This window comes from Bacillus sp. AFS037270, assembly GCF_002585305.1.
Genome location: NZ_NUNF01000058.1, coordinates 92,927 through 118,794 on the forward strand (window position 1 = coordinate 92,927; position 25,868 = coordinate 118,794).

At 37.5% G+C, this 25,868-nt stretch carries 27 protein-coding genes and 1 pseudogene; 7 read left to right on the plus strand and 21 right to left on the minus strand.

Annotated features, from left to right (window positions below):
* Nucleotides 1–6: 6 nt before the first annotated feature.
* From COD92_RS32260 to COD92_RS25000, 10 genes and pseudogenes are all read right to left on the minus strand, one after another.
* Nucleotides 7–183, minus strand: coding sequence for a hypothetical protein (locus tag COD92_RS32260; RefSeq protein ID WP_176541002.1), 177 nt, complete (start codon nucleotides 181–183; stop codon nucleotides 7–9).
* A gap of 79 nt (nucleotides 184–262) precedes the next feature.
* Nucleotides 263–1,141, minus strand: a complete 879-nt coding sequence (locus tag COD92_RS24965; RefSeq protein WP_098526942.1) for an NAD(P)-dependent oxidoreductase — start codon at nucleotides 1,139–1,141, stop codon at nucleotides 263–265.
* A 168-nt stretch (nucleotides 1,142–1,309) separates the two neighbouring features.
* On the minus strand, nucleotides 1,310–1,783 hold the full coding sequence (locus tag COD92_RS24970) for a hypothetical protein (RefSeq protein WP_098526941.1): 474 nt from the start codon (nucleotides 1,781–1,783) through the stop codon (nucleotides 1,310–1,312).
* A 266-nt stretch (nucleotides 1,784–2,049) separates the two neighbouring features.
* Nucleotides 2,050–2,685 (minus strand): FMN-dependent NADH-azoreductase, encoded by a 636-nt coding sequence (locus tag COD92_RS24975; protein ID WP_098526940.1) that lies wholly within the window; start codon nucleotides 2,683–2,685, stop codon nucleotides 2,050–2,052.
* A gap of 113 nt (nucleotides 2,686–2,798) precedes the next feature.
* Nucleotides 2,799–2,951, minus strand: a complete 153-nt coding sequence (locus COD92_RS32265) for a hypothetical protein (protein WP_176550469.1) — start codon at nucleotides 2,949–2,951, stop codon at nucleotides 2,799–2,801.
* Between the two features lie 223 nt (nucleotides 2,952–3,174).
* The gene (gene ptsP, locus COD92_RS24980) at nucleotides 3,175–4,887 is read right to left on the minus strand and encodes a phosphoenolpyruvate--protein phosphotransferase (protein WP_098526939.1); all 1,713 of its coding nucleotides are present in this window, start codon (nucleotides 4,885–4,887) and stop codon (nucleotides 3,175–3,177) included.
* Nucleotides 4,887–5,153 (minus strand): phosphocarrier protein HPr, encoded by a 267-nt coding sequence (locus COD92_RS24985; RefSeq protein WP_098526938.1) that lies wholly within the window; start codon nucleotides 5,151–5,153, stop codon nucleotides 4,887–4,889. The genes ptsP and COD92_RS24985 overlap by 1 nt, the downstream gene beginning before the upstream one ends.
* A 368-nt stretch (nucleotides 5,154–5,521) precedes the next feature.
* Nucleotides 5,522–7,189 (minus strand): glycerol-3-phosphate dehydrogenase/oxidase, encoded by a 1,668-nt coding sequence (locus COD92_RS24990; protein ID WP_098996609.1) that lies wholly within the window; start codon nucleotides 7,187–7,189, stop codon nucleotides 5,522–5,524.
* Between the two features lie 170 nt (nucleotides 7,190–7,359).
* A pseudogene (locus COD92_RS24995) lies at nucleotides 7,360–8,039 on the minus strand (FGGY family carbohydrate kinase); the annotation flags it as partial.
* Nucleotides 8,040–8,086: 47 nt separating this feature from the next.
* Complete coding sequence (locus COD92_RS25000) at nucleotides 8,087–8,281, minus strand: hypothetical protein (protein WP_098526936.1); 195 nt, start codon at nucleotides 8,279–8,281, stop codon at nucleotides 8,087–8,089.
* 228 nt (nucleotides 8,282–8,509) lie between these two features.
* On the opposite strand from COD92_RS25000, the gene COD92_RS25005 reads away from it, so the two are divergent.
* The gene (locus COD92_RS25005; RefSeq protein WP_098526935.1) at nucleotides 8,510–8,698 is read left to right on the plus strand and encodes a YkvS family protein; all 189 of its coding nucleotides are present in this window, start codon (nucleotides 8,510–8,512) and stop codon (nucleotides 8,696–8,698) included.
* An 87-nt stretch (nucleotides 8,699–8,785) separates the two neighbouring features.
* Here the strand turns inward: COD92_RS25005 and COD92_RS33020 are convergent, their stop codons facing one another.
* On the minus strand, nucleotides 8,786–8,905 hold the full coding sequence (locus COD92_RS33020) for a DUF6254 family protein (RefSeq protein ID WP_222429627.1): 120 nt from the start codon (nucleotides 8,903–8,905) through the stop codon (nucleotides 8,786–8,788).
* Nucleotides 8,906–9,050: 145 nt separating this feature from the next.
* Between COD92_RS33020 and COD92_RS25010 the strand changes: the two genes are divergently transcribed.
* Complete coding sequence (locus COD92_RS25010) at nucleotides 9,051–9,662, plus strand: CPBP family intramembrane glutamic endopeptidase (protein ID WP_098526934.1); 612 nt, start codon at nucleotides 9,051–9,053, stop codon at nucleotides 9,660–9,662.
* Nucleotides 9,663–9,686: 24 nt separating this feature from the next.
* On the opposite strand, the gene COD92_RS25015 is transcribed toward COD92_RS25010, so the two are convergent.
* Nucleotides 9,687–10,736: a YkvI family membrane protein gene (locus COD92_RS25015; protein ID WP_098996610.1), complete on the minus strand. Its 1,050-nt coding sequence runs from the start codon at nucleotides 10,734–10,736 to the stop codon at nucleotides 9,687–9,689.
* Between the two features lie 194 nt (nucleotides 10,737–10,930).
* On the opposite strand from COD92_RS25015, the gene COD92_RS25020 reads away from it, so the two are divergent.
* Nucleotides 10,931–13,087 (plus strand): ATP-dependent Clp protease ATP-binding subunit, encoded by a 2,157-nt coding sequence (locus COD92_RS25020; RefSeq protein ID WP_098996611.1) that lies wholly within the window; start codon nucleotides 10,931–10,933, stop codon nucleotides 13,085–13,087.
* 38 nt (nucleotides 13,088–13,125) lie between these two features.
* On the opposite strand, the gene COD92_RS25025 is transcribed toward COD92_RS25020, so the two are convergent.
* The gene (locus COD92_RS25025; protein WP_098996612.1) at nucleotides 13,126–14,820 is read right to left on the minus strand and encodes a M3 family oligoendopeptidase; all 1,695 of its coding nucleotides are present in this window, start codon (nucleotides 14,818–14,820) and stop codon (nucleotides 13,126–13,128) included.
* Between the two features lie 91 nt (nucleotides 14,821–14,911).
* Entirely contained in the window at nucleotides 14,912–15,352 is a 441-nt protein-coding gene (locus tag COD92_RS25030; RefSeq protein WP_098996613.1) for a MarR family winged helix-turn-helix transcriptional regulator, read from the minus strand.
* 231 nt (nucleotides 15,353–15,583) lie between these two features.
* Here COD92_RS25030 and COD92_RS25035 point away from each other — a divergent pair, with 231 nt between their 5' ends.
* Nucleotides 15,584–16,819: an MFS transporter gene (locus COD92_RS25035; RefSeq protein WP_098526929.1), complete on the plus strand. Its 1,236-nt coding sequence runs from the start codon at nucleotides 15,584–15,586 to the stop codon at nucleotides 16,817–16,819.
* 57 nt (nucleotides 16,820–16,876) lie between these two features.
* Here COD92_RS25035 and COD92_RS25040 read toward each other — a convergent pair whose 3' ends face one another.
* Entirely contained in the window at nucleotides 16,877–17,398 is a 522-nt protein-coding gene (locus COD92_RS25040; protein WP_255286468.1) for a hemerythrin domain-containing protein, read from the minus strand.
* A gap of 223 nt (nucleotides 17,399–17,621) precedes the next feature.
* Here COD92_RS25040 and COD92_RS25045 point away from each other — a divergent pair, with 223 nt between their 5' ends.
* Both COD92_RS25045 and COD92_RS25050 read left to right on the plus strand, forming a co-directional pair.
* Complete coding sequence (locus COD92_RS25045; RefSeq protein ID WP_098526928.1) at nucleotides 17,622–17,969, plus strand: hypothetical protein; 348 nt, start codon at nucleotides 17,622–17,624, stop codon at nucleotides 17,967–17,969.
* Nucleotides 17,970–18,376: 407 nt separating this feature from the next.
* Complete coding sequence (locus COD92_RS25050) at nucleotides 18,377–18,682, plus strand: hypothetical protein (RefSeq protein WP_098526927.1); 306 nt, start codon at nucleotides 18,377–18,379, stop codon at nucleotides 18,680–18,682.
* A 306-nt stretch (nucleotides 18,683–18,988) separates the two neighbouring features.
* Here COD92_RS25050 and COD92_RS25055 read toward each other — a convergent pair whose 3' ends face one another.
* The 5 genes from COD92_RS25055 to COD92_RS25075 all read right to left on the minus strand — a co-directional run bounded on the left by COD92_RS25055 (nucleotide 18,989) and on the right by COD92_RS25075 (nucleotide 23,223).
* On the minus strand, nucleotides 18,989–19,273 hold the full coding sequence (locus tag COD92_RS25055) for a ferredoxin family protein (protein ID WP_098526926.1): 285 nt from the start codon (nucleotides 19,271–19,273) through the stop codon (nucleotides 18,989–18,991).
* A complete protein-coding gene (locus COD92_RS25060; protein WP_098996614.1) occupies nucleotides 19,273–20,568 on the minus strand; it encodes an FAD-dependent oxidoreductase in 1,296 nt (431 codons plus the stop codon). The genes COD92_RS25055 and COD92_RS25060 overlap by 1 nt, the downstream gene beginning before the upstream one ends.
* Nucleotides 20,561–21,592 carry an electron transfer flavoprotein subunit alpha/FixB family protein gene (locus tag COD92_RS25065; protein WP_098526924.1) on the minus strand — a complete coding sequence of 344 codons (1,032 nt, stop codon included), beginning with the start codon at nucleotides 21,590–21,592 and terminating at the stop codon, nucleotides 20,561–20,563. Before COD92_RS25065 ends, COD92_RS25060 begins: the two co-directional genes overlap by 8 nt.
* 35 nt (nucleotides 21,593–21,627) lie before the next feature.
* Complete coding sequence (locus COD92_RS25070) at nucleotides 21,628–22,452, minus strand: electron transfer flavoprotein subunit beta/FixA family protein (protein WP_098526923.1); 825 nt, start codon at nucleotides 22,450–22,452, stop codon at nucleotides 21,628–21,630.
* Between the two features lie 528 nt (nucleotides 22,453–22,980).
* The gene (locus tag COD92_RS25075; RefSeq protein WP_098526922.1) at nucleotides 22,981–23,223 is read right to left on the minus strand and encodes an aspartyl-phosphate phosphatase Spo0E family protein; all 243 of its coding nucleotides are present in this window, start codon (nucleotides 23,221–23,223) and stop codon (nucleotides 22,981–22,983) included.
* A gap of 429 nt (nucleotides 23,224–23,652) precedes the next feature.
* On the opposite strand from COD92_RS25075, the gene COD92_RS25080 reads away from it, so the two are divergent.
* Complete coding sequence (locus tag COD92_RS25080) at nucleotides 23,653–24,438, plus strand: carbon-nitrogen family hydrolase (protein WP_098996615.1); 786 nt, start codon at nucleotides 23,653–23,655, stop codon at nucleotides 24,436–24,438.
* Between the two features lie 48 nt (nucleotides 24,439–24,486).
* Here COD92_RS25080 and COD92_RS25085 read toward each other — a convergent pair whose 3' ends face one another.
* Entirely contained in the window at nucleotides 24,487–25,614 is a 1,128-nt protein-coding gene (locus tag COD92_RS25085) for a PAS domain-containing sensor histidine kinase (RefSeq protein WP_255286467.1), read from the minus strand.
* Nucleotides 25,615–25,868 lie beyond the last annotated feature (254 nt).

Consider the following 25,868-nt stretch of genomic DNA (forward strand, 5'->3'; position numbering starts at 1 on the left):
GTATTCTTAGCCTTTATACTTACCGTTATTCTTAGGAGCTTTTTCTTTTCTCGCTTTATCTTTGTGAATTTTATTGGTATCAGCAGAACCCATTTCATGGGCAAATTCTTCATTTAATACCGCAGAGTCAAAGCCCTTTTTATTTTTTTGCTGCGGGTCATTCTTTTTTGTCCGTTTTGCCATCATAATCCCTCCTATCAAGAATTAGTTTCTTGAAGTCGGGGTTCATTTATTCGCACCAAATTTTGGCCAATTGGGAATGTTAGGACTTCCAATATTTATAAAGAGCATGGGTACCGCTGTTTTCTTCTCCCATTTCCGCTAATTGTTCATACAATGACTTAGCTAGCGACAAGCCAGGCACTGGCAGATCCATCCTCTCAGCCTCCGCTAAAGCAATTTTCATATCTTTAATGAAATGTTTTATGTAAAATCCAGGTTCAAAATTCCCTGTTAACATTCTCGGAGCAAGGTTGCTAAGAGACCAGCTTCCCGCAGCTCCAGTGGATATGCTTTTTAAGACCTTCTCAGGATTTAAACCTGCCTTCTCTGCATAAATGATGGCTTCACAAACGCCTATCATATTTGATGCGATTGCAATTTGGTTAGACATTTTTGTATGCTGACCAGCCCCGGCCTTTCCCTGGTAAACTATATTATTTCCAATAAGCTCAAATAAAGGTTTGACCGCTTCAAAAGCCTCTTCTTCGCCTCCGACCATGATCGACAGCGTTGCCTCCCTTGCACCCACATCTCCTCCAGAAACAGGGGCGTCAATGGCCTGAATCCCTTTCGTTTTAGCTGCTTCATAAATAGTGCCAGCTAGAGAAGGTGATGAAGTTGTCATGTCGATATAATAACTACCTTCCGTACCGTTTGGAATTAGCCCGTTCTCCCCTAAATAAATTTCCTCTACATCTGTCGGGTAACCGACGATGGTAAAAATCACATTGGCCTTTTCCGCCACTTCTTTAGGGGTTTCTGCCCACACTGCACCTTTTTCTAATAATTCATTAGCTTTTTCCTTTGTTCTAGAATACACGACTAAAGGATATCCAGCTTTTAATAGATGTCCTGCCATACTTTTCCCCATTACACCTGTTCCAATAAAACCTATTACTGTATTTTCTGGTACTAACAAAATAACTCATCCTCCCTTACTAATTCTCTCCATTTTAACATTTTTCAGTAGGTCCAAACATTTTTATGCATAAATAAGACCGGAACGTTGAACGTCCGGCCTTAGTGCTCCATCTCCAAATTTATGCACATACTAAGATTGTCCTATATGAATAATTATTAAACATGTTTATAACTCAGAAGAGAAATTTGTTAAATAAGCACGACCTAATACTTCTTTATCATTAAATACTTCAATCGAAACAGCCTGATCTCTCTCTATCATATTTCGAAGTTCCTGTATATGGAGGTCCTCTTTTAACGGAAGCGGGTCCATAAATATATATTTCTCAGGATTCCCTTTTGATTCAATATAATCACCGTTTCGGACTTGCTCCTCACCATAAATAATCTCCCTTTTACCAATAGCTCGAGCAAGTTTATCATCGTGGATGGTTACCTTTACCTTATATAATTGGTGGCCATCTAATATTTCATTGTTGATTCTGAAACGGAATTGCAGCTCATTATTTTTTGTCAATAATGCATCCGCATAGCGGTTAACAATTAATTCATTTGAATAAAGTAAGCCGCATCCACTTAAGTATCCAATACAAACGATTCCTATGATTAAGGTACCTATTATTCGGAATTTTTTGTTCATCCATAACACTCCCTTATATTCTTACCTTGGCCATAATACATTGGTAATAAACGTTAAGAAAGGTTAATTTTTGAAAAATAGAGCGATTAAATTCCTTTTACCATACCGCTAACAAGTGCCGTTTTCCCAGTTAATCGTAAATCCATAATCAATCGTCCTCCTTTTTAGTCTCATCTATTTTTTATTATACAAGATAATAAGAGGGAACTCTTGGAAAAGCAATTAAAAAAATGAGACAGTTTTTCTGTCTCATTTCAAAAATTAGATTAAAATGTTTGGGCTAAATCCTTGGCTCTTGCAATCGCATTCTCTTTTATTTCCTGTGCCTTTTCCGGCATGGCGTTGTGCCCCTCGACAAATACCCCTTCTAGACTTGGTACACCAAAGAAACCCATCATAACGCCAATGTAGCGATGACCCATTTCCAGTTGTGCTGCTGGCCCTTCTGAATAGAAACCGCCTCGTGCCTGGATGTGTAATGCCTTTTTATCCGGTAATAGTCCCACAGGTCCCTTTTCAGTATATTTAAATGTTTTTCCTGCAACCGCAACAGAATCGAGGTAAGCCTTCATAATAGGTGGAAAAGAGAAATTCCAAAGCGGGGTAACAAATACATATTTGTCGGCTGATACAAACTGATCACTAAGTTCATTCAACCTTCCAACCTTTGCTTTTTCATCAGCAGAAAGAGTCTCAAATCCTTGTCCGGAACGAAGCTTACCCCAGCCGCTAAAGACATCAGCATCGATATGCGGAATATTTTCTTTATAAAGATCCATATGGACAATTTCATCATTCTGGTTGACCTGTCTATATTCGTCGATAAATGCTTTCCCTACTGCCATACTATAGGACTGTGTTTCGTCATGCGGGTGTGCTGTAATATACAAAACTTTAGCCATTTTCATTCACCTTTCATGTTGATTTTCATGTCATTTTAGTATGAATCAAAATAGCAAATAATAATCAAAAAAGGAATTTGCCAATTTCGGCAAATTCCTTGTTAATCTTTACTTTATTCGTTTGTATCAAGCGAGTAAGGATTGCGACCAATATTAAGCCTCATTTCATCAGTCATTTGAAATGTTTCATTAACCAACGCCTCAGTTGCTGCCTGACCTAGTGGTGAACTTCCATCAAAAGTAGCGGTTTTTGTTCCATCTAACATTCACCTCCATAAACTCTTACAATTATCATATGTATTTTTAGACCCATTTACTTATATACTCTTCTATTTCATTATACCCATTTCTGCCGGTTAAAAATAAAAGAATTAAGGTCTTAATGACCATATTATAACCTATTTTACCCATTTGAAAAATAAAAATTTATAACAGTTTCGAGTACAAAAAAGACCAACTAAACACTAGTTGGTCTTTTCATAAATTTATTTACTTTATCGCATTATTAACGGCTTCAATTACTTGATCCGTTGTTTGCATGTTTAATACTTCTTGTGCCAGACTTTCCATATCGGATTTTTTCAAGTTCCGAATGAGAGAACGAGCCTTCAGGATAGAAGTTGCACTCATCGAAAATTCATCAAGGCCTAAACCAAGAAGGACTGGAATAGCAGTTTCATCACCAGCCATTTCACCGCACATGCCTGTCCATTTTCCTTCAGCGTGTGCTGCATCAATAACCATTTTAACTAATCTTAGGATTGATGGGCTGTATGGCTGATATAGGTAGGATACACGCTGATTCATACGGTCAGCTGCCATAGTGTACTGAATTAAATCATTTGTTCCAATACTGAAGAAATCTACTTCTTTAGCGAATTGGTCCGCTAGGATGGCAGTAGAAGGAATTTCTACCATGATTCCAAGTTCAATTTTTTCAGCTACAGTTTGACCTTCTGAAATAAGCTTTGCTTTTTCTTCTTCAAGGATAGCTTTCGCTGAACGGAACTCATCTAACGTTGCAATCATAGGGAACATAATCTTTAAGTTACCGTAACTGCTAGCACGTAATAGTGCGCGAAGCTGTGTACGGAAAAGATCTTGTTCTTCCAAGCATAAACGAATTGCCCGGAAACCTAAGAATGGGTTCATCTCTTTTGGCAGGTCTAAATAAGGTAATTCTTTATCCCCACCGATATCCAATGTACGAACTACTACTGGCTTACCAGCCATTCCCTCTAGTACAGCTTTATAGGACTCGAACTGTTCTTCTTCAGTTGGAAGCTGGTCACGACCCATATAAAGGAATTCTGTTCGATACAAGCCAACACCTTCGCCGCCATTTTCAATAACACCTTTTAAATCGTTAGGTGTACCAATATTAGCAGCCAATTCAGCATGGTGACCATCTGCAGAGATTGTTGGTTCATTCACAAGCTTTGCCCATTCAGCTTTTTGAGCTTCATATTCTTCATGGATTTTACGATATTGCTCTACTAATTCAGGGGTTGGATTAATATGTACTTCCCCTTTTAGACCATCAACAATAACAAGGTCACCATTGTTAATTTCCTCTGTTGCAGTTTTTGTACCTACTACAGCTGGAATTTCCATAGAACGAGCCATTATAGCTGAATGTGATGTACGTCCGCCAATATTCGTCGTAAATCCTTTAACAAAATTACGGTTTAATTGGGCTGTGTCAGAAGGAGTTAAATCCTCTGCAACAATAATAACTTCTTCAGCAATCATACTTGGGTTAACAAGCTGAACGCCTAACAAATGGGCTAATACACGCTTTGTAACATCACGAATATCTGCTGCCCGTTCTTTCATATATTCATTATCCATTTGTTCGAACATCATAACGAACATATCGGCAGTTTCTTTCAAAGCAAACTCTGCATTTACTTTGTCTGATTGGATTTTATCTTCAATTGGTGCATTTAACTCTGGATCGCCAAGAACAAGAAGGTGTGCTTCAAAAATCGCTGCTTTATCTGCGCCAAGGTCTACTTGTGCTTTGTCACGAATTGCTTCCAGTTCAGATTTTGATACTTCCATTGCCTTTCGGAATCGTTCAACCTCAAGCTTAACATCTTCAACTGAATTTTTTTCAAACGATAAATCCGGTTCAACAAGACGGTATGCCTTCGCGATTGCAATACCGTTTGATGCAGCAATACCCTTTAAAAAAGTCATTATTCTGCCAATCCTTCTTTTTTCATTGTATCTTCTAATGCTTGTAATGCATCATTTGCATCGTTGCCTTCAGCAGAAATTTTGATATCTGCGCCTTGGCCTACACCTAAAGACATAACACCCATAATAGATTTTAGATTAACGGTTTTACCTTTATATTCTAAATTAATTTCTGAATCAAATCTGCTAGCTGTTTGTACTAATAAAGTCGCTGGTCGCGCGTGGATACCTGTTTCTGCAACTACTTTAAATTGTTTTTCTGCCATGCTAATCAAACTCCTTTAAATAAATAGTAAGAATAAAACTTGCCTAATTAAAAATAAACATTTCTAATCATTTAGTCAACTAGGAAACTAAACGACCAGTAAATATAATTAGTTCATTTCGCTTATTTTTCCAAATATAAAAACAATCATACAGTATTTTTACTTTGGCTAAGCAGTTATTTTATACATGCTAGAATAACATTTTCGACATTATCAGACAACTACTAATGTTTAGGATTTTGAAATGTTCACAAAACTGTCAAAAACAGTTGAATTCTGTCAAAAACTTCCGTCAAATTTCAAAAAATAACCTTTAAAAAGAAAAAGCTGTCTGAGCACGGACAGCTGAGATTATCGACCTGTTATTTCTAACTATTATCACCATCTACAGGAAATTCTGCCTCTTTTAATGCCTCTTCAAGTGCTAAGGAATAGCTGTTTTTATCCTGTTCTGTCCAATTAAACCTCATTTCCATATAATCGATAACTTGGTTTTTCCACTTCTTTACCGAATCAATATTAAATAAAATGGCCCCGGTCCGCCGATAAAAAAAATCAACTGGGGTAACAGCCATTTCCTCCTCTATTCCATAAATCAGCGTAGCAAATAAAGAACGAGGCAATCCATATAGGTTAACATCCTCTTGATTTTCCTCTAACAAATTAAAAATAGTTTCAACGTTCGATCCATACAATCTTGTTAATTTTTCCGCTTCTTCGATTGTAAGTCCGGCTTTTAATCCTTTTGACCTATTTTCGCCTACATAGGCTTCAAAGTTCTTCGATCCGCCAACATTTCCCCCTGAAATCGGCAATACTTTAGTCTGGCAGCCTGGATATTTTATTCCCTCTTCAGAGTTGAATTGTTCAGCTAATAAATCGACAACTGTTTCGGCCATTTTTCGGTAACCTGTTAGTTTTCCCCCGGCAATAGTGATTAAGCCCGAATCGGACTTCCATATTTCATCTTTCCTTGAAATATCGGAGGTATTTTTCCCTTCCTCATGAATCAGCGGGCGGACCCCAGCCCAGCTTGACTCGATATCATGATCGTTAATTTGCACATCAGGGAACATGTAATGGATCGCGTTTATAATATAGCGGCGGTCATTAACTGTTATTTTGGGATGAACAATATCTTGATCATAAAAGGTATCAGTAGTTCCCACATACGTTTTACCATCGCGTGGAATTGCAAACATCATCCGGCCGTCAGGTGTGTCAAAATAAACTGCCTGTTTTAAAAGGAATCGGGATTGGTCAAAAACCAGATGAACCCCCTTAGAGAGCTGCAGTGATTTTCCATCTTTTGATTGGTCCAAAAGCCGCAAAGCATCCACCCATGGACCAGCAGCGTTCACCACTTTTTTGGCATTAATGTTGAAAATTTCACCACTTATTTGATCCTCTGCCACAACCCCGGCAATTTTATTATTTTTATATACAAGCTCAATTATTTTAGTATAGTTACAAGCTATCGTCCCCATTTCATATGCCGCTTTTAGTACTTCTATTGTTAAGCGGGCGTCATCCGTGCGATATTCAACATAATAACCACCGCCTTTTAAGCCAGACTTTTTAATAAGCGGTTCCTTTAAAATGGTTTCTGCAGATGTTAACATAATCCGCCGCTCTGTTTTTCTAACCTTTGCTAAGAAATCATATATACGTAAGCCAAGCGAAGTTGTAAACATCCCATAGGTTCCACCTTTATAAATTGGAAGAAGCATCCATTCTGGCGTTGTAACATGGGGTCCATTTTCATAAACAATCGCTCGTTCCTTTCCTACTTCGGCAACCATTTTGACTTCCAATTGTTTTAAATAACGCAAACCGCCATGAACTAACTTCGTTGATCTGCTCGAAGTTCCGGCAGCAAAATCCTGCATCTCTACAAGCGCTGTCTTCATGCCCCTTGAGGAAGCATCCAATGCAATCCCCGCACCTGTTATTCCCCCTCCGATAACTAAAACATCATACTGTTTGCTTCGAAGTTTTTGTTGTATTTCCCTACGATTTAACCGAGAAAATTTCATGATCCCTCACTCCCGCTGTTATCCTATTAAGATTTCTTGCCAATTATTAATGAAAATAAGAAAAGACCACAAAACATTCCCCCTTACTAAAAGATGCTTTTGTGGTCTTCCTTGATATTCTATTTAAAAGTCATGGCTGCGTTTACCGCCTTTTTCCAGCCATTATATAAGGTATTCATTAACATAAAACAGCCTGTGCCATACGTATTTTTCACCATTCCCTTTTCGAAACATGCCTGGCCAAAAAGGGCCGCCTGAGGGTCTCCTGCCACCCCTGCAATCGGCACCTCTTTACTACTATCTACGGTAGTGGCATAAATTTCAGACGACGGCCGTACTTCAGGGAGCATCGATTTAGGTATATCTAAAATCTTTAATAATTCATCATCCCACTTCAGTTCAAAAATATTAAACATCAGCGTATGTGCATTTGAATAATCGGTTACATGTGCCCTTCCGCCGGAAAGCTTCCAGATTAGCCATGTATCAATCGTTCCAAATAACAATTTTCCCTGTTTCGCCTTCTCACGTGCCCCCTGAACATGATCTAGAATCATTTAACCTTTGTGCCGGAAAAGTAGGCATTAATGAGTAAACCTGTTCCCGCTGATTCTTGATCCCAATTCCTGCGATTTGTTCTGGCTTTACTCCTGATTCTGATAAAACAACAGCAATAACGGACAAAATTGATCCCCATATTTCGTTAGCATTGTGCTCAACCCAGCCAGGTTTAGGAAAAAGTTGTGTGAATTCCTTTTGAGCTATATGTACAATCTCTCCACGTTGATTAAATAAAATAGCCCGTGAACTTGTTATTCCCCTGATCTAATGACAAGATATATTTTTCCACTGGCATTCTCCTCTCTTTTTTAATTAATTGTCTCTTTTTAGAAATTATTAACTTCTTGGTTCTTTAAGATATTGATAAAGGACATCCCCGCCCCGCTGGCCAATTCCACGGAAATGTTTAAAATCCTTTCTCTTCACTATTACTTTTCTAAAATCCATAAAATCTTCATTGTTCACAAAATACTCAGAAAGTTCTCCTGTCATAAGTTTATCTAATATTTCTGTAACCAATTCTTCTTTCATTAAAACGCACCACCTTTACATCTATATTTTAATGGAAATAAGTCCTAATCTCCACTTAGATTTTGTAAGCGTTTGCTATTCTTTTTCTGAAATCCCCTTCATATACTATAATATTCCAAAAGAATTAACATAATTGTCAAATAAAAGCCTTTACGAATTGTAAAAGATAGTGCAAACTGTTATATAAACACTTTATTAATAGTTTTTGAGGGTAAAGGAGAGAGACTAATGAGAAAAGCAGAAGTAGGAAATATCATTGAATTTCGCGGTGGCCTCCAAGGGATAGTTGAAAAGGTAAATGAAAACTCTGTTATAGTCGACCTAACAATTATGGATAATTACCGTGATCTTGAATTGGATCAGCGGACAGTTGTAAATCATAAAAACTATAAAGTGGTAAAAGAAAGCGCTTATTAAGTAATAGATTGGTAGAAATGGCAGTGATTTACTGCCATTTCTATTTTTAATTAGAGATATCTCGCCAAACGGCGAGATTTTTTATGTTTATCTTCCTTGGTCAGTTTCTTTAGAAATCTGCTTTAAAGACTTGACTTTACCATGAGGATTCTGATCCTGTTTACGAACTGTCCATTCCCGTTCTTGCTGACTTTGAGATTTACTCATCCTGCTCACTCCTTTCCTCCTTATTTTTTTCATTTGAGTAAGTTCTTATCACCAGAAATGGATAAAATGTTTAAAGAAATCATTTCCTTTTGAAAAACATATTTGTTAAAATAAATTTTATTGATTAAAAAAGGAGCTACTTAGGATGGGAAAATGCTTCCTAGATCTACGACTTATTCTTGGTTTCATCATTGCACACGCACTTATATATTTTTCATTCCATGATAAAACAATATTTTGGTATATTTTTTCCGGTTCAATCCTTATTCTCATTGCTTATGCCATGTTCCAAGGAGAAGTGGATGACGAGGCTTCATTTGCCAAATATATATTTTATGGAGCTTTATCAGGTTTCTTGTTATATTTTATTTTTTGGTTTGGATTTAAGGGCATTCAACTATTAGACCTTCCTTTTGAAAAATCCATTAACAAATTGTACCGCTGGTATGCCCCCCACGCTTTTTGGCATTATATTGCCCTTATATTGGTTGCAGCACCAGGGGAAGAACTTTTCTGGCGCGGATTTATTCAAAAGAGCCTTTTAAAATATTTCAAACCAATTTGGAGCATCCTACTCGGTGCCGTTCTTTACGCATCTGTTCATATTTATTCAGGTTCTTTCTTGTTAGTTTTTGCTGCCTTTGTCTCAGGGTTTGCTTGGGGAGGATTATATTATTGGAAAAGAAGCATGCCGCTTGTTATTGTTTCACATCTCATTTTTGATATTATGATTTTTATGATTGTGCCATTTACGTAAGAACAGCTGTCAGTTGACAGCTGTTTATTTTTTTAAATCAGAATTAAGAGGCTTCATCCACAACAATATAAAAAAGGTCATGCAGATATACCCGAACAAGGGGTATAAATAGGATAATAGCGTACCATAGTTCACAAGACTTACCAGATAGGACACCAGAAAAATAGCTGTTACCGAAATAATTGTAGGAATCGATAAATATTGCTTCATTTGACGGTCAAGCCCGAAGACATTGCCAATCACCGAAGTGAAAATTTCACCATATATGACAAGAACAAAAATCCAATACAGGAACGGTGCAAGTTTTTTCATAACAATCGCCATTGGAATATTGTACTGTTCTAAATTGGGCAGCATGATTAAGGTGAAATGACTCGCTGTTAATATTAATGTTAATGCAGCACCTCCGAGAATCCCACCCCATTTAATCGTCCAATCATCTTTTACCTCTGTCGCAATCGGTACTAAAACCGCCTGGGCTAAACCAAGATTCAATGCAACATAAGAAAAAGGCGCTACTACACTTTTCCAGCCATCCTCTGCATGGGGTATAAATAATAATTGATCCATAAAATTCGGCATCTGTACCGAGAAAATCATAAGGATTACACTAAAACTAATCATTAATGGCACTACAAATGTATTCACAGCAAAAAGCCCTTTTGTCCCCACTAACATCACAAGAATCGAAAGAATGATGGTTAGAAAAACACCGATGTTCTTCGATAGACCGAGTTGTTCTTCAAATACTGCCCCAGCTCCAGAAAGCATCACAGCGCTAACGCCAAGAAGCATAAATAGCATAAATATATTGATAATTCGGCTTGGCCATTTACCGAATAAATAAACATTAAACTCTTGGTACGATTTTGCATCTATATAGGCGGCCATCCTCATAAGTTTTGAACCCAATATGATAAAGAGATAACCGCTCATTATTATACTGATTAGACCGAAGAAACCAAATCGTGAGAAAAACTCAACAATTTCTTTTCCTGTTGCAAATCCGGCCCCTACTACAGTTCCCACATAAACTGCAGCAATTTGAAAAGCTTGAGTCCAACTCTTCTTCACCTCATCTCCCCCTTATCATCAATATATGTGAGAAGGGACAAACAAAGACGAGCTTTTTTTCCTAATGGAAATGATTTCTTTAAACAAACTACTTGAAAGTCAGAAAAGGTCAGAGTATACTATGGTCATAAGGTCAAAGATAGTCAAAGTCAAATTAATGATAAATTTTATAGATAGTAGGAGGTTATTTGCTTATGCTTTGTCAACAATGCCATCAAAATCAGGCCAATGTACAATTAAGTTTGAATATTAATGGACAACGTAAGGAAATGAAACTCTGCCACGAATGCTACGCAAAAGAAAAGCAATCTCTAGGTGCAGGATTTGGTTCAAACATGAATTCATTTCCTAACTTCCCATTTGATAACTTTTTTATCGCAAAAGGATTCCCACAAGCTGAAGAGACGATGGATCACTCAATAACTGCTGGGAATAGGCACAATGCCCATAACGGTTTTATTGATCAGTTTGGACGAAACCTTAACACAATGGCAAAGGCAGGTTTAATTGACCCTGTCATTGGTCGTGATGAAGAAATTAAACGTGTAATTGAAATTTTAAATAGAAGAAATAAAAATAATCCAGTCTTAATTGGTGAGCCTGGTGTCGGAAAAACGGCCATTGCTGAAGGTCTTGCGTTGAAAATTGCCAGCGGAGATGTTCCTGGCAAATTACGCAATAAAGAGGTTTACTTATTAGATGTTGCCTCACTTGTCGCAAATACCGGTATCCGTGGTCAATTTGAAGAAAGAATGAAACAGTTAATTTCAGAATTACAGGAACGAAAAAATATTATTCTCTTTATTGATGAGATTCACTTACTTGTTGGAGCCGGATCGGCTGAAGGTTCAATGGATGCAGGGAATATTTTAAAACCAGCCCTTGCCAGAGGCGAGTTACAGGTTGTCGGTGCTACAACTTTAAAAGAGTACCGACAAATTGAAAAGGACTCTGCCCTAGAACGCCGGTTCCAGCCAGTTCATGTTCTTGAGCCGACTCCAGAAGCAGCAATTGAAATTTTAAAAGGTATACAAAAGAAATATGAAGACTATCACGAGGTCACTTATTCTGAAGAAGCTCTTCACGCTTGTGTACAGTTATCACAACGCTATATACAAGACCGCTTCTTACCTGATAAGGCCATTGATCTGCTTGACGAAGCTGGTTCTAAATTAAATCTAACTTCGGATTACAAAAACACTGAACAAGTTGAAAAACGATTAAAAGAGATTGCTCTTGAAAAAGAAGAAGCACTTAAAAATGAACATTATGAAAAGGCAGCCCTACTCCGAGATGAGGAAGCAAAACTAGAAAAAGCAGTAAATGCCGACTCAACTGGAACTAGACCGGTTGTTACAGTTTCTGATATTCAAAAAATCATTGAAGAAAAAACAAAAATTCCAGTCGGTAAACTCCAGCAAGACGAACAGCTGAAGATGCGTGAATTAGAAGCTAACCTTAATAAAAAGGTAATCGGTCAAGATAAAGCCGTGAAAAAAGTAGCTAAGGCAATTAGACGCAGCCGTGCGGGCTTAAAATCAAAACATCGTCCGATTGGTTCCTTCCTATTCGTAGGTCCTACTGGGGTAGGTAAAACCGAGCTGACAAAAACGCTGGCCGAAGAATTATTTGGCAGCAAGGATTCGATGATCCGTCTCGATATGAGCGAGTATATCGAAAAACACAGTGTCTCTAAATTAATTGGTTCTCCTCCAGGCTATGTCGGCCACGATGAGGCAGGACAATTAACGGAGAAAGTCCGCAGGAATCCATATAGCATCATTTTATTAGATGAAATTGAAAAAGCACATCCAGATGTTCAGCATATGTTCCTGCAAATTCTTGAAGACGGCCGTCTAACCGACAGCCAAGGTAGAGTGGTAAGCTTTAAAGACACCGTTATTATTATGACAAGTAACGCGGGCGTAGGTCATAAAACTATCCACGTAGGTTTTGGAGCCAGCGATGCAATTGAAGAGGCAGGCATCCTTGACTCACTTGGCAGCTTCTTTAAGCCGGAATTCCTAAACCGTTTCGACAGCATTATCGAGTTTAACTCCCTTGATAAGGAACATATCTTGTCAATTGTCGATTTAATGGTCCACGAATTACAGGAAACATTAAAGGAAAAAAACATTGAATTCAGCATTAAAAAAGAGGCTAAAGATAAATTAGCTGAACTCGGATATCATCCAGCGTTTGGTGCACGTCCGCTCCGCAGGGTCATCCAAGAACAGCTCGAAGATAAAATTGCTGACTTTATCTTAGAAGATCCTGATACTAAAAAATTAGTCTCTGTTCTAGATAATGGTGAACTAAGGGTTGTTTCTGAAGCTGTTTCAGTTAACTAATACTAAAAAGCGAAGCCACTCCCGGCTTCGCTTTTTATTTATAATTTTTGATCCTCTACTGAAGTTAACCATTCATCGATGACGCCAACAACGGACTCAACACATCCATCTTCAAATGGCGAGATTAGGTTGGCTGCTTCAACAAGTTTTGTGAAAGATAGACTGCCGCCAAGATTACAAAGCTTTACATAATCTGCCCATGCCTCTTCCCTGTTTTCTATTGAACGCTTCCAGAATTGGAAGGCACAAATTTGTGCAAGCGTATAGTCAATATAATAGAATGGTGAATTATAAATATGACCTTGTCGCTGCCAAAAGCCGCCGTTTTCAAGGTAGACATTTCCATCATAATCTTTATGTGGTAAATATTTCTTCTCAATTTCCCGCCATTGACGTTTCCGTTCCGCAGGTGTTGCAGCAGGATTTTCATAGACCCAGTGTTGGAACTCATCTACAGAAACCCCATAAGGAAGGAATAACAAGGCCCCGCTTAGGTGAGTAAACTTATATTTGTCGGTATCTTCATTAAAGAATAATTCCATCCATGGCCATGTAAAAAATTCCATACTCATTGAATGAATTTCAGCTGATTCATAGGTTGGCCAGTAGTATTCTGGTATCTCAAAATGACGGCTTGAATATACCTGGAATGCGTGGCCTGCTTCATGTGTTAGGACATCAATATCACCGGATGTACCGTTAAAATTTGAAAATATAAAGGGAGCCTTATAATTCTCAATAAATGTACAATAGCCTCCGCCGGCTTTTCCTTTCTTGGCAACTAGATCCATTAAATTATTTTCTTGCAAATAGCTAAAGAAAACCCCAGTTTCTTTAGAAAGGTCTTCGTACATTTTTTGTCCATTTCCAATAATCCATTTCGGATCACCTTTTGGAACAGCATTTCCTGATTGAAAATTAAAACCCTCGTCATAATATTTTAATTGGTCGACACCTATTCTTGCTTGTTGCCGTTCTTTTAATTTAGTAGCTATCGGTACAATAAAATCTTTCACCTGATCACGGAAGTTTGCCACCATTTCTGCATCATAATCGGTTCTCATCATTCGATAATAAGCAAGTTCTACAAAGTTTTTAAACCCTAATCTTTGGGCAATCTCTGTTCTTACTTTGACCAAATCATCATAAATTCGGTCTAGCTGCTCTTCATGTTCCGCAAAAAATCCAAATTTCGCTTCACTTGCTTTTTTTCGCATGTCACGATCCTTAGATTCAGTGAATGGGTCTAGTTGGGCAAGTGCTCTTTCCTCACCTTCAAAATGAATCTTAGCTGAGGCGAGCAATTTTGTATATTCAGTAGACAAACGGTTTTCCTTTTGTAGTAATGAAACAATTTCAGGTTTAAACGTTTTTAATTGTCCTTCAGCTAGGGCAAAAAGTTGGGCTCCCCACTTTTTTTCTAACTCCAGGCGAAACTTCGAGTCAACCAATGCTTGGTAGTACTTTGTCACTAAGCCTTCCACTTCAGGCTGTATTTCGTCCATATAATCTTGTTCTTCCTTATAAAATTCATCATTGGTGTCAATAGAGTGGCGGATATAACAAAGATTAAACATTGTGCCTAAATCATTTCTCAATTGATTAATTTCTTCCATAAACCGGCTTTGTGCCTCGACTGTATCTGCATGTTTAAAGCCTTCCAATACCTTATCAAACTTGGCCGTAACTTCGTCTAAATTTGGTCTTACATATGTATAATTTTCAAAGCTCATTTCATAAACCCCTTTCCAGTTGTTTCAATTCTTTCCATTCGACACTATTAATAATATTCCTCCAATAAAAAAAATACGACCAATGGCCGTATTAAAACTTACCTGCGGGAATTCCTACTTTTTTCAGTAGCTCTATAGCAGTTGTTTTCTCAGATTCAGAAAGTCTTGAAATAAGTGTATCAATTTGTTTTGCATGTTCAGGAAAAATCTCTTCAATAAATGATTTTCCTTGCTCTGTGATTTGAGCATATGTTACCCTACGGTCATTCGGACAGGCAATTCTTCTTAGAAGTTCTTTTTGTTCGAGTTTGTCGACTACATAGGTTATACTGCCACTAGCAAGAAGTATTTTTCCGCCAATTTGTTGCATTGGCTGATCACCTTTATGATAAAGAAGCTCTAACACCGCAAATTCGGTTGGATTCAAGCCGTTTGCCTGAATAGCTTTATTTACACGTTCATTAATCGCTTTATATGCTCTAGAGAGGACTATAAATAATTTTAATGACTTTTCAACTGATTCGTTTTCCATAAGAAACTCATCCTTTTAATTTTTGATAAGATTGGGTAAGAGTGCATCCAATAAATTATCTTGATTTCAAAATTAATTATAAAAAATTTTTTAGCCTATGTCAAACTCTCCCCTGTATCATCTTTTCTAAAATATTATTAATTTTTAATTTCGAAAATAGAAATAATTGTTTTTTATTTTAGTAAATAAGTAGTAAGATAGGGAAAACAATACAAATAAAGAAGGGATTATATGAGTCAACCAGTTGCTTTATCTGCAAAGGCTTCAAAAGCCTCGGAATCAACCATGTTTAAAATTCTGTTTATTATCGGCCTCTGCCACCTATTAAATGATGCCATTCAAGCAGTTGTACCTGCAATGTTCCCCATATTAGAAAAGTCAATGGGATTAAGTTTTACCCAGTTAGGTATTATAGCCTTTTCTTTAAATATGGTTTCGTCAGTTATGCAGCCAGTCGTCGGTTTTTATACAGACAAAAAGCCCATGCCCTTTGCTCTGCCAATCGGTCTAACTTTTACTTTATTCGGTATCCTTGGATTAGGATTTGCGGGGAATTTTGGACTTATTGTCCTGTCCGTCATTTTCATAGGACTTGGCTCAGCCGTGTTCCATCCTGAAGGTTCCCGGGTCGCTTATATGGCTGCAGGAAGCAGACGAGGGCTCGCACAATCTATTTATCAAGTTGGGGGTAATACTGGTCAGGCATTGGCACCGGTGATTACAGCACTAGTATTGGTTCCCCTCGGGCAAATTGGCGCATCTTGGTTTACCATAGTGGCTGCAATTGCGGTGATCTTACTCATTTATATCGCAAACTGGTATCAACAAAGATTGCTAGATGCTCCGAGAGTAAAGAAAAAGGATTTAAATAAAGAAAAAAGCCAGGGCTTGTCACGAGAAGTTAAAAACACATTGGCATTAATTTTGTTGTTAATCTTTGCAAGAACTTGGTATACTTCCGGAATTACGAACTTCTATACCTTCTATGCTATCAAAGAATATGCTTTATCCATTAAGGAATCTCAAGTATTTTTATTTGCATTCTTAGTAGCAGGTGCGATTGGGACTTTTTTTGGCGGCCCGCTATCAGATCGTTTCGGAAAGAAAAACATCATTTCCTTTTCCATGTTAGCGACTGTTCCTTTTTCGATTTTGATTCCGCATGTACCGCCAACATTAGCATTTTTCTTCCTTATTCTTACAGGATTTATCCTAATGACAAGTTTTTCGGTTACGGTTGTGTATGCCCAGGAGTTAGTTCCAGGCAAGATTGGTACGATGTCCGGTTTAACTGTGGGTCTTGCGTTTGGAATGGGAGCCATAGGCTCCGTAGGACTTGGATCGATTGCCGACTGGGTTGGCTTGCAGTCCATGATAACTTGGTTGGGCGTCCTTCCATTATTGGGGTTAATCTCCTTCCTGCTCCCAAGTGATCAAAAGGTTTGGGAATGGAATCAACGAGGATGATGTGATGGGGTTCCAATCCCCAAAAATAGAAAAGGATGGGCACTGCCCATCCTTTTATTAAATCTCTTTGATCTTCTGTAATAATTCAGCCTTTTCCACATCGGAAAGCATTCTTTCAGCCATTGGAAATAATACATTTTCTTCCTTGTTAAAGTGATCAGTTAAGATAAAATATGCATTTTGAACTAATTCAGCTAGTTTCTTCTTTTCATCAGTTGTCGATTCCCCAACTTCTGCTTGATCAAGAAAGGCACCAATATTTGATTTTGCCTGATCATGTTCATACTCCATTACAGCTATTGGCCCAGAAGTAGTACCAATATAAGCTCCCATCATGGGAAATAGAACACCCTCTTCTCTTTCAGAATGTGGATCTAATTCACCCTTAAACTCTTTGACCTTTATGATTAATTCATGAAAATTTTCTTCCATATCAATTCCTTGATCAATTTTTTGTGTTAAACTATACAATCCATCCATTTTCTCTCTCAATGGAGGATGTTCACTTTTTAAACGGGCAAGACCTTCGCTTAACTCTCCCTGAACCGTACCGCCAAAACCACTCATGCAGCTGCTCATTTCCATTCACCCTTATTTTTTCTGTGAGTTCAGTATATTAACAACTGATTGAGAATGTAGTGATACAGGTCACTTTTTACAAAACATTTATTTACAGTAATGTGTAATTGTGATAATTTAGTGAAAACGTTATAATTTTTTGAAAAGTTTTAACAAATATCACACAAATATGGGGGTAATGTTTCATATAATATAGATATACCTATAAGGGAGGGTAATATAGATGAAAACTCCAAATTATCATGATTTTTATGAAAAGGCATTAATTCCAATCGGTATAAATGACCTGCTATCTTTACAAAAGTCCGATGCCTATTGTCCCGCTAAACCCTTTACCCATTGGCTGATTGCTGTTGAAGGAGTACAGCTGCCACAATCCAAAATTTATTATCATTGGAAAGTAAGTATCTATCCAGCTACAAACGAGGGTGATTTTAATTGGAAGGCTCCCTACTATTGTTCACCCAATATGGAATTAATTGATTATGCAAATACATTGGCCTCCTCATTAGTTCAATCAAGTAAAAAGGATGAACTCTCCTCCGCTGCTTTATTAGAGAAAATAAGCTAAATCCACTTCATAGTAACCCCCTGCTTTACCTTCTTTTTGCTCCCATTTGTGAAAAAACTTACATATCGTTTCAAACGTGTAAACTCCCTTAACTTGAATGGCAATCAGTATATAATTTCTTACTACTCAATAGTAAACGGTTTTTTATTCGTTCTTTGGGATTTTATATAATACTAACGTCCCTTAATACCCTAATACATCCTTATTGTGTACATTAAATATATGTTACAAGTATTCCCCCTCTTATTTTATCCGGTACTCAGCCGGATATTTTTTTATGTATGTTTTACTGTCTTACCTTTCATTACGTTTGTTAATTCCTTGTAAAGGGTTCTACCAAAGCATTCTATACTCACCTTCTAATGAATAACTTGAAATGTAAATAACTCTTTAGGAGGTATTAACCTATGGCAAGTCTAAAGGATAAGTTCACTATTAATGACACTAAAGAACTCAACGCGAGGATAAATCGTGTTCTGTACCAAGTTACACATGCAAATACAACAACAACAGTCGGTGTTACTGAACTACAATTAATTGGCGTTATTGACCACTTGTGCAAAGTTTCAGGTATGCTTTGTGACATGCTCGAGCAACAGTTGGATGGTCATATAGAAACCTTTGATCCTTATAGTTTTATAGACGGAAGATTAAGGACTGTTGAAAACGGGGTAAGCAATTTCATAAAGATTAAAAAAATTGATGTGAATTAATCTACCTAGGGAGCTTAAAAAGAATCTTCTTATTTCACAAACAAATATTAAAGTACTTGAGGAATGATGAGGACAGATTGGTCAGGAACTGAGTCAAAGTTGACCGCATGAGCTTTCATAAGGACAGATAAACCTAGATCCGTGTCAAATTTGTCTGCATGAAAGTAGATACAGCCGAACCGAGCAACATCGAATATCATATTGAGACGTAATTAATTATTTGGAACAAAAAAAACGATGCTAAATTTAGCACCGTTTTTTTTCATATACCAGTAATGAGTGGTCACAAATGTGACCCATTAGAATTTATGCTAACCGAAAAACAATTCCATGTCCGCCTTTAGGATACTCCCATTTAATATTTTGATATGGACAGCCTATCCGGCAGCTTCCGCACTCATGGCAGCCTTCATAACCTACTTGCATCCTTGTTCCTTCCCACTTATACACTTCAGCAGGGCAAAATACTGTACAAATTTTATCGGGACATTTAGTCATACAGATGTCGTGATCGAGCACCGTCAAATGGGACTTGGTATCACACTTAAACCTTAACAGGTACTGTTTTTCCTCGATATTCTTCGTTGACATTATTTCACCGCCTTCCAGGCACGATAAATATCCTGAATTACTCGTATAGTTCCCTTTTCCGCTGTAACACTCTTCATGATTTGTTTTTGTTTTTCCCGTTTTGGTGTTCCATCGACTGTAAAGAATTTGCTCATTGCCTTGTTCATCATCGGCACATAATCATTGAAATATTGTGGGTATTTTTCAAAAGTATGTGCTGCATCTTTATACTTTTCTAAATCTTTGATAATAAAACTATCATAAAGCTTTTCACGATAAAGATTTAAGCTGGACTCAGAAAAGTCACCTCTCGTCTTAGCTTCAATAACAGTTTCAGCAGCTAATAAACCTGAATGCATTGCCATATTGGAGCCCTCACGATGGATGGCATTGACTAACTGAGCGGCATCGCCAACAACAATGACTCCATTACCAGCAACCTTCGGAACAGAACGGTAGCCTCCTTCAGGAATAAGATGGGCTAAATATTCTGCAGATTCCCCGCCCGCAATCAACGGTTTTACCATCGGATGATTTTTCAAATAATCTAATAGATCGTATGGCTTCAATTTCGCTTTAATCATACTAGATAGGGTTGTTCCTACCCCAATATTTAGACTGTCCTTATTCGTATAAAGAAAAGCAGTTCCAAGGTTTCCTTTTGTTGAATCTCCAAAAATCTCAATCGTACAGCCTTGGTTATCCTCTAAATTAAAGCGGTCATTAATTTTTTCTTTTGGAAGATTAATAACCTCCATAACCGTTAAGGCAACTTCATCTGGGCGAAATTCTTTATGGAACCCCAATTGTTTCGAAAGCAGTGAATTTACTCCGTCAGCAAGGACCACAACATCTGCATAAACATCGCCATTAGGGCGATCTGTACGGACACCGACAACCTTGCCATTTTCAACAATACATTCTGTTACTACTGTTTCGTTGATAAGAAGGGCTCCTGCTTCCACAGCCTTCCCGGCAAACCATTGGTCAAATTGCGCACGCAGCACGGTGAAATTATTATATGGTTCGACGGCCCATTCAAGACCTTTGTAACCGAAAGACACAACCGATTCCTTATCCATCATCCAAAACCGCTGCTCTATGACGGGTCTTTCAAGAGGAGCTTCCTTCCAAAACTCAGGAATTAATTCTTCCATCTGTTTGCGGTACAAGACACCGCCCATTACATTTTTTGATCCTGGATATTCACCTCTTTCTAACAATAAAACATTCAGCCCACTTCGTGCACAAGTGAGGGCACATGCTGTACCTGAAGGTCCTGCTCCAACCACAATTACATCAAATTTCTCAGGCATAACTAATTTCACCGCCCTTTTCCGTCTTAACCTGCTTAAATTGATCGATTAGTTTAGGTACAATTTCCATCGCGTCACCTACAATCCCGTACGTTGCAACATCGAAAATAGGCGCATTTGGATCTTTGTTGATAGCGATAATAAACTCTGAATTTTTCATCCCAACTATATGCTGGATCGCACCCGATATTCCAATAGCAAAATAAATTTTCGGTGTTACTGTTTCCCCTGTTTGCCCAACCTGCTGTTCATGTGGCAGCCAGCCTGCTTCAACTACATCGCGCGTACCACCTACACTTGCACCAATCGTTTCGGCCAACTCATGAATAAGCTGAAAGTTTTGCAGGTCTCCCATTCCCTTGCCGCCGCAAACAATCACATGTGCTTCCGCTAAGCTAGCCTTTTTTGTTACATCATTCACAATTTGCAGCACTTTTGTCCGCATATCTTCTTCTATTAAATCAATCTTCTCTTCAATTATCCTACCAAGTCTGCCTGTATCCGGATCTAATGCCTTCATAACCTTTGGCCGAACAGTTGCCATTTGCGGCCTATGCTTCTTACATAAAATGGTTGCCATAATATTACCGCCAAACGCGGGCCTGCTGGCTTCTAGTAATCGATTCGATACATCTACGTCCAGCATGGTCGTATCGGCAGTTAACCCTGTCGATAAATCCGTTGCAACAGCACTCGCTAAATCCTTCCCATTTGGTGTGGCTCCGTATAGAATAATTTCAGGTTTATATTTTCTTGCCAATAACATAACACACTGCATATATGATTCCGTTCTGTAATCCTTTAAGATCGGCTGATCAATAACATAAACTTCATCAGCACCGTAGGAAATTACATGGCTGGCTAATGGTTTAACCTCATGTCCCAGTAAAAATCCTGCTAATGGAACCTGTAATTTATCAGCTAATTTTCTACCTTCACCAAGCAGTTCTAGTGAAACTCCTTCAATTTTACAATCGTTTTGTTCGATAAATACCCAGACTCCCCGATAATCGTCCAGATTCATATAAACGCCTCCCCAAAGCAGAAAAATAACTGTTATTATTTAGATGACTGAATCGTAAATAGGTCCTCTTTCTCCAATAAGACTTCCATGAGCTGTTTTACTTGCTCATCAGCAGAACCATCTAGTTTTTTCCCGCCTTCAGGCCGTGGTGGAGTGAACATCTTCCCTACTATAGTTGGTGATCCTTTTAATCCAAGCTGAGTCCGGTCCACATTTTCAAGATCGCTGACTGCCCAGATAATTGGTTCGTATTTTGCTGCTTTAATCATGTTAGGCATTGGTGAATATTCAATCTGGTTAATTTCCTTTTCAACTGTTAAAAGACAAGGAATTTCAGATTGAATTAATTCATAGCCATGGGTTAATTTCCGTTTGATTAGAACTGTTTTTTCCTCTTGATTGACCTCTATTACTTCAATTACATTTGTCACAGGCGGGATATCCATTCTTCTTGCAATCCCCGGTCCAACCTGCCCAGTATCCCCATCAATGGCATGCTTTCCGCAAATAACCATATCAACAGGGAATTCCTTGCCAATTCGTTCTAATGCCTTTGATAAAGCGTAACTGGTGGCTAAGGTATCTGCACCTGCAAAGGCGCGGTCTGTAATTAAATAGCCTCTATCTGCCCCTATTTCAATGCTTTTTTTAATAATAGCTGTTGCTTGTGGCGGCCCCATTGACAGTACCGAAATGGTAGCTCCCGTTTTTTCCTTAATTTTGACAGCCTCTTGAACGGCATGGGCATCATAAGGATTCAAAATGGCTGGCGCACTTCGGCGGTCGAGTGTGTTCGTTTTTGGGTTAATTTTGATAATTTTTGTATCAGGTACTTGTTTGATACAAACGACAATGTGCATGTAGGACTTTCCCTCCTCCATATAAACTACGATTATTGAAAGCGCTTGCTCTCTTTGGTTATAGAAAATGCTGTTATTAACGATATATGTATCGCAACACAAGCATAGTACCAAACATACGAGTTTTTCTTTTTCTTTAGTTAAAAATAAAAAATGATGGGAAAACGATGCGGATTCTAGGAAGTATTTTCGGCAAAACGAAAATAATGGATGATATACTGGATGTAGAAGATTTGGCATAGTCTATTTGTGAATTTTTCAATAAAATGCTACTAATATAACTATATGAAATATTACGATATAAACAATGATAAAAATCACAGCTTCTCACTATTATTGCTAATAATGTATTCTTTATTTGAATTATTCAGGGAACTGAAATGGATGTTTGTTAAGGACGATTGGATATAAATTGGGGTTGGTACGTTTGGAGAAGGGAGAAAAATCATATTCGATTATAGTAAGACATCGGAAGGCCTTCTTGTTTGATAAGTAATATGTTAATAGATATTGAAGACCTTCAATTTATTAAACTAAAACCTTTGGCCAAACCATAATCATATGTTTAAAGGCAAATTTTACTTCTTCATTTGATTTAGATGATTGTCCAATCACTTTTTGGTAATGATTGATTAGTTCATCTAGCTCCTGGCTGTATTTAATTGTTTGTTCACTTGTAAAGCCTAGCTTATTTGCACTATTGATCATTAATTCTCTTTTAGCCTTTATCTTTTCAATCATTTCAGATTGATAATTACTATCCTTGTACAATTTTATCCTCCTACCTTACACGCTTACTATAAACCACTCAAAAAAGTAGACTACTTGAAGAATTATGACAAGAAATTCATTAAAAGTAAATACAATCGCAAAAGTAGACAAAACATTCTATTTCTTTCGTTTTTCGACAATTTTTTCATTCATTTTCGTTCGCAAACGACAAAACTCCATTAATCCTCTTTTACAAATTACTAAAGAATTACCAAATGAGAAAAGGAAATATAATGATGTTTTTTGCTTTAAAGAATTAAAATTAAATTTTTTTAAAATATTGTTTAGTTCGATAGAACTAGTTCAATCCTACCGAATGAATTATTTTACTAAGTCCTCTAAATATGTATTGAATTTCTAGTGATAAATGTTATAACTTTTATATTGAATTGTAATGAAAAATACAGAAGATGATTGAGGTGAAGGTTTTTGAAAAAAAAAGTTTCCTGTCTCCAAATGGATATCGCTTTCGGTGAGCCAGAGAGTAATTATCAATCTGCTGCAAAACTAATCGAAAAAGCCATGGAAGAACATCCAGATATTATTGTCCTGCCTGAGCTTTGGACGACAGGGTATGACCTAACCAGATTAGATAAGATAGCTGATCAAAAAGCCCAGCAAACTATTATCTTTCTCCAAGCAGCTGCAAAAAAACACCAAGTCCATTTTGTTGGAGGATCAGTTGCAAATCAAGGGGAAAATGGAGTAAAGAATACCCTTCTTATTATAACTAAAGAGGGCACTGTTACACACCAATATGATAAACTCCATCTCTTTAAATTAATGGATGAACATCTCTACTTAGAAGCTGGAGCTGAAAAAGGCTTATTCTCTTTGGAAGGTCAATTATTTGCAGGTGTAATTTGCTATGACATTCGGTTCCCTGAATGGATTCGGGCTCATACATCAGAAGGAGCTGCAGCTTTATTTGTTGTAGCGGAATGGCCAGCTGTCCGCTTAGGCCATTGGCGTGCTCTCTTAATCGCTAGAGCGATTGAAAATCAATGTTATGTGATTGCCTGTAACAGGTCTGGCAGTGACCCAAATAATCATTTTGCGGGACATTCACTCATTATTGATCCGTGGGGAGAAGTATTGGCTGAAGCAGGAGAGCAGCAAGAGATTCTAACTGCTGAGATTAATTTAGATTTAGTCAAAGAAATACGCAAGCAAATTCCAATTTTTGAAGATCGAAAACCAGCCTCGTATAACTAAATTATTGAAATATTTAAAAGCAATCCAAATCGGTTAGGGATTGCTTTTTTATACGGTTTCTTTTTTTTCTTTTAGGTCAAGGGGCAGCTGGATATAAAACGTGGTTCCTCTTCCTTCTTCACTTTCTATCGTGATGCTGCCTTTATGATCATTGATAATTCGATAGCTAACCATTAATCCTAGACCAGTTCCTTCGTCTTTTGTCGTAAAAAATGGTTCACCTAGTTTTTTTATCTTCTCTGTTGAAATTCCCGCCCCCTCATCTTGGATACTAATTTGAACTCGTTCACCCTCCAGCATCTTCGTAGTAATGGTTATATTTCCACCCATAGGCATCACTTCAATTGCATTTTTTATTATATTAATAAAAACCTTTTTTAATTGGTTAGGTTCACAAAATACAAGTGGTAGTTTGCTGTCCATGTCTGTTACAAATTGAACATTATGTAAAACTGCCTGAGCCGATAGTAAATCGACAGTTTCCTTCATAATTTTGTTTAAATCCTTTTCTTGAAATTTAGTAGCATGCGGCTTTGCAAGGATTAAAAACTCATTAATAATCGAATCAATCCGTGCCAATTCTGAAGTTATCACTTGATAATACAACGAATGTTCCTTAGTTATAATTTCCTCAAGTAACTGAATAAATCCCTTTAGAGCTGTCATAGGATTACGTATTTCATGGGCAATTCCCGCAGCAAGTTCACCAATTACATTCAGTGTGTCTGATTTGCGGAGCTGTTCCTCAATTTCTATCTTTTCAGATATATCTTTAAATATGGTAAAATTTATCCCACCTAAGATATCAAGTTGTGAAGAACAATCAAAATATCTATTATTTCCTTCCTCATCTTTAAAAGTTACCGTGGAGCAGGTTTGTCCTTTTTCTAGCACTTGTTCAATATGTTTCAAAAACTCTTGCCTTCCATTTTCCAAAATGGTGTGCGGCTCATAGACCCGATGACCTATTAAACGATCCTTAGGAAGACCAATCATTTTTTCACCGGCACGATTCACATCAATAATACGGTGATCATTATCCCAAAGGAGGAGACCATCCATAGAATATTCAAAGATACGTCGATATTTTTGTTCGCTGTCCTGAAAGTTAATAGTCATATTCTGTTTTTCACTATTGCCAAGATGTAAAGTATCTTTTAGTTCCTTCTTCTCCACGTTTTGACACCCCGCGAAATCCTTATTCTCTATATACTATATTAAATCATATATTCTACATATATCGAGAAAAATCCTTTTAAGTCGACAGCCAAATTTCACTCTTACAAGATGGCTATTTAAGAAAAGCGCAAGCGCCTTGGTCAGCCACGATATAGGGCGACTTGTCGACTGGCCAGCGAAAAGCAGGGTCAAAGACTAGTCGCCCTTAATGCGTACAGAAAGCGATAGCTTTTTCTGTAGCCAAGCATAAG

Bases quoted from the DNA above. Each gene is read 5' to 3' on its own strand.
- COD92_RS32260 (WP_176541002.1), bottom strand. From the start codon at position 183: ATGGCAAAACGGACAAAAAAGAATGACCCGCAGCAAAAAAATAAAAAG.
- COD92_RS24970 (WP_098526941.1), bottom strand. From the start codon at position 1,783: ATGAACAAAAAATTCCGAATAATAGGTACCTTAATCATAGGAATCGTT.
- COD92_RS24975 (WP_098526940.1), bottom strand. From the start codon at position 2,685: ATGGCTAAAGTTTTGTATATTACAGCACACCCGCATGACGAAACACAG.
- COD92_RS32265 (WP_176550469.1), bottom strand. From the start codon at position 2,951: ATGTTAGATGGAACAAAAACCGCTACTTTTGATGGAAGTTCACCACTA.
- ptsP (WP_098526939.1), bottom strand. From the start codon at position 4,887: ATGACTTTTTTAAAGGGTATTGCTGCATCAAACGGTATTGCAATCGCG.
- COD92_RS24985 (WP_098526938.1), bottom strand. From the start codon at position 5,153: ATGGCAGAAAAACAATTTAAAGTAGTTGCAGAAACAGGTATCCACGCG.
- COD92_RS24990 (WP_098996609.1), bottom strand. From the start codon at position 7,189: ATGAAATTTTCTCGGTTAAATCGTAGGGAAATACAACAAAAACTTCGA.
- COD92_RS25000 (WP_098526936.1), bottom strand. From the start codon at position 8,281: ATGAAAGAAGAATTGGTTACAGAAATATTAGATAAACTTATGACAGGA.
- COD92_RS25005 (WP_098526935.1), top strand. From the start codon at position 8,510: ATGAGAAAAGCAGAAGTAGGAAATATCATTGAATTTCGCGGTGGCCTC.
- COD92_RS33020 (WP_222429627.1), bottom strand. From the start codon at position 8,905: ATGAGTAAATCTCAAAGTCAGCAAGAACGGGAATGGACAGTTCGTAAA.
- COD92_RS25010 (WP_098526934.1), top strand. From the start codon at position 9,051: ATGGGAAAATGCTTCCTAGATCTACGACTTATTCTTGGTTTCATCATT.
- COD92_RS25020 (WP_098996611.1), top strand. From the start codon at position 10,931: ATGCTTTGTCAACAATGCCATCAAAATCAGGCCAATGTACAATTAAGT.
- COD92_RS25025 (WP_098996612.1), bottom strand. From the start codon at position 14,820: ATGAGCTTTGAAAATTATACATATGTAAGACCAAATTTAGACGAAGTT.
- COD92_RS25030 (WP_098996613.1), bottom strand. From the start codon at position 15,352: ATGGAAAACGAATCAGTTGAAAAGTCATTAAAATTATTTATAGTCCTC.
- COD92_RS25035 (WP_098526929.1), top strand. From the start codon at position 15,584: ATGAGTCAACCAGTTGCTTTATCTGCAAAGGCTTCAAAAGCCTCGGAA.
- COD92_RS25040 (WP_255286468.1), bottom strand. From the start codon at position 17,398: ATGAGCAGCTGCATGAGTGGTTTTGGCGGTACGGTTCAGGGAGAGTTA.
- COD92_RS25045 (WP_098526928.1), top strand. From the start codon at position 17,622: ATGAAAACTCCAAATTATCATGATTTTTATGAAAAGGCATTAATTCCA.
- COD92_RS25050 (WP_098526927.1), top strand. From the start codon at position 18,377: ATGGCAAGTCTAAAGGATAAGTTCACTATTAATGACACTAAAGAACTC.
- COD92_RS25055 (WP_098526926.1), bottom strand. From the start codon at position 19,273: ATGTCAACGAAGAATATCGAGGAAAAACAGTACCTGTTAAGGTTTAAG.
- COD92_RS25060 (WP_098996614.1), bottom strand. From the start codon at position 20,568: ATGCCTGAGAAATTTGATGTAATTGTGGTTGGAGCAGGACCTTCAGGT.
- COD92_RS25065 (WP_098526924.1), bottom strand. From the start codon at position 21,592: ATGAATCTGGACGATTATCGGGGAGTCTGGGTATTTATCGAACAAAAC.
- COD92_RS25070 (WP_098526923.1), bottom strand. From the start codon at position 22,452: ATGCACATTGTCGTTTGTATCAAACAAGTACCTGATACAAAAATTATC.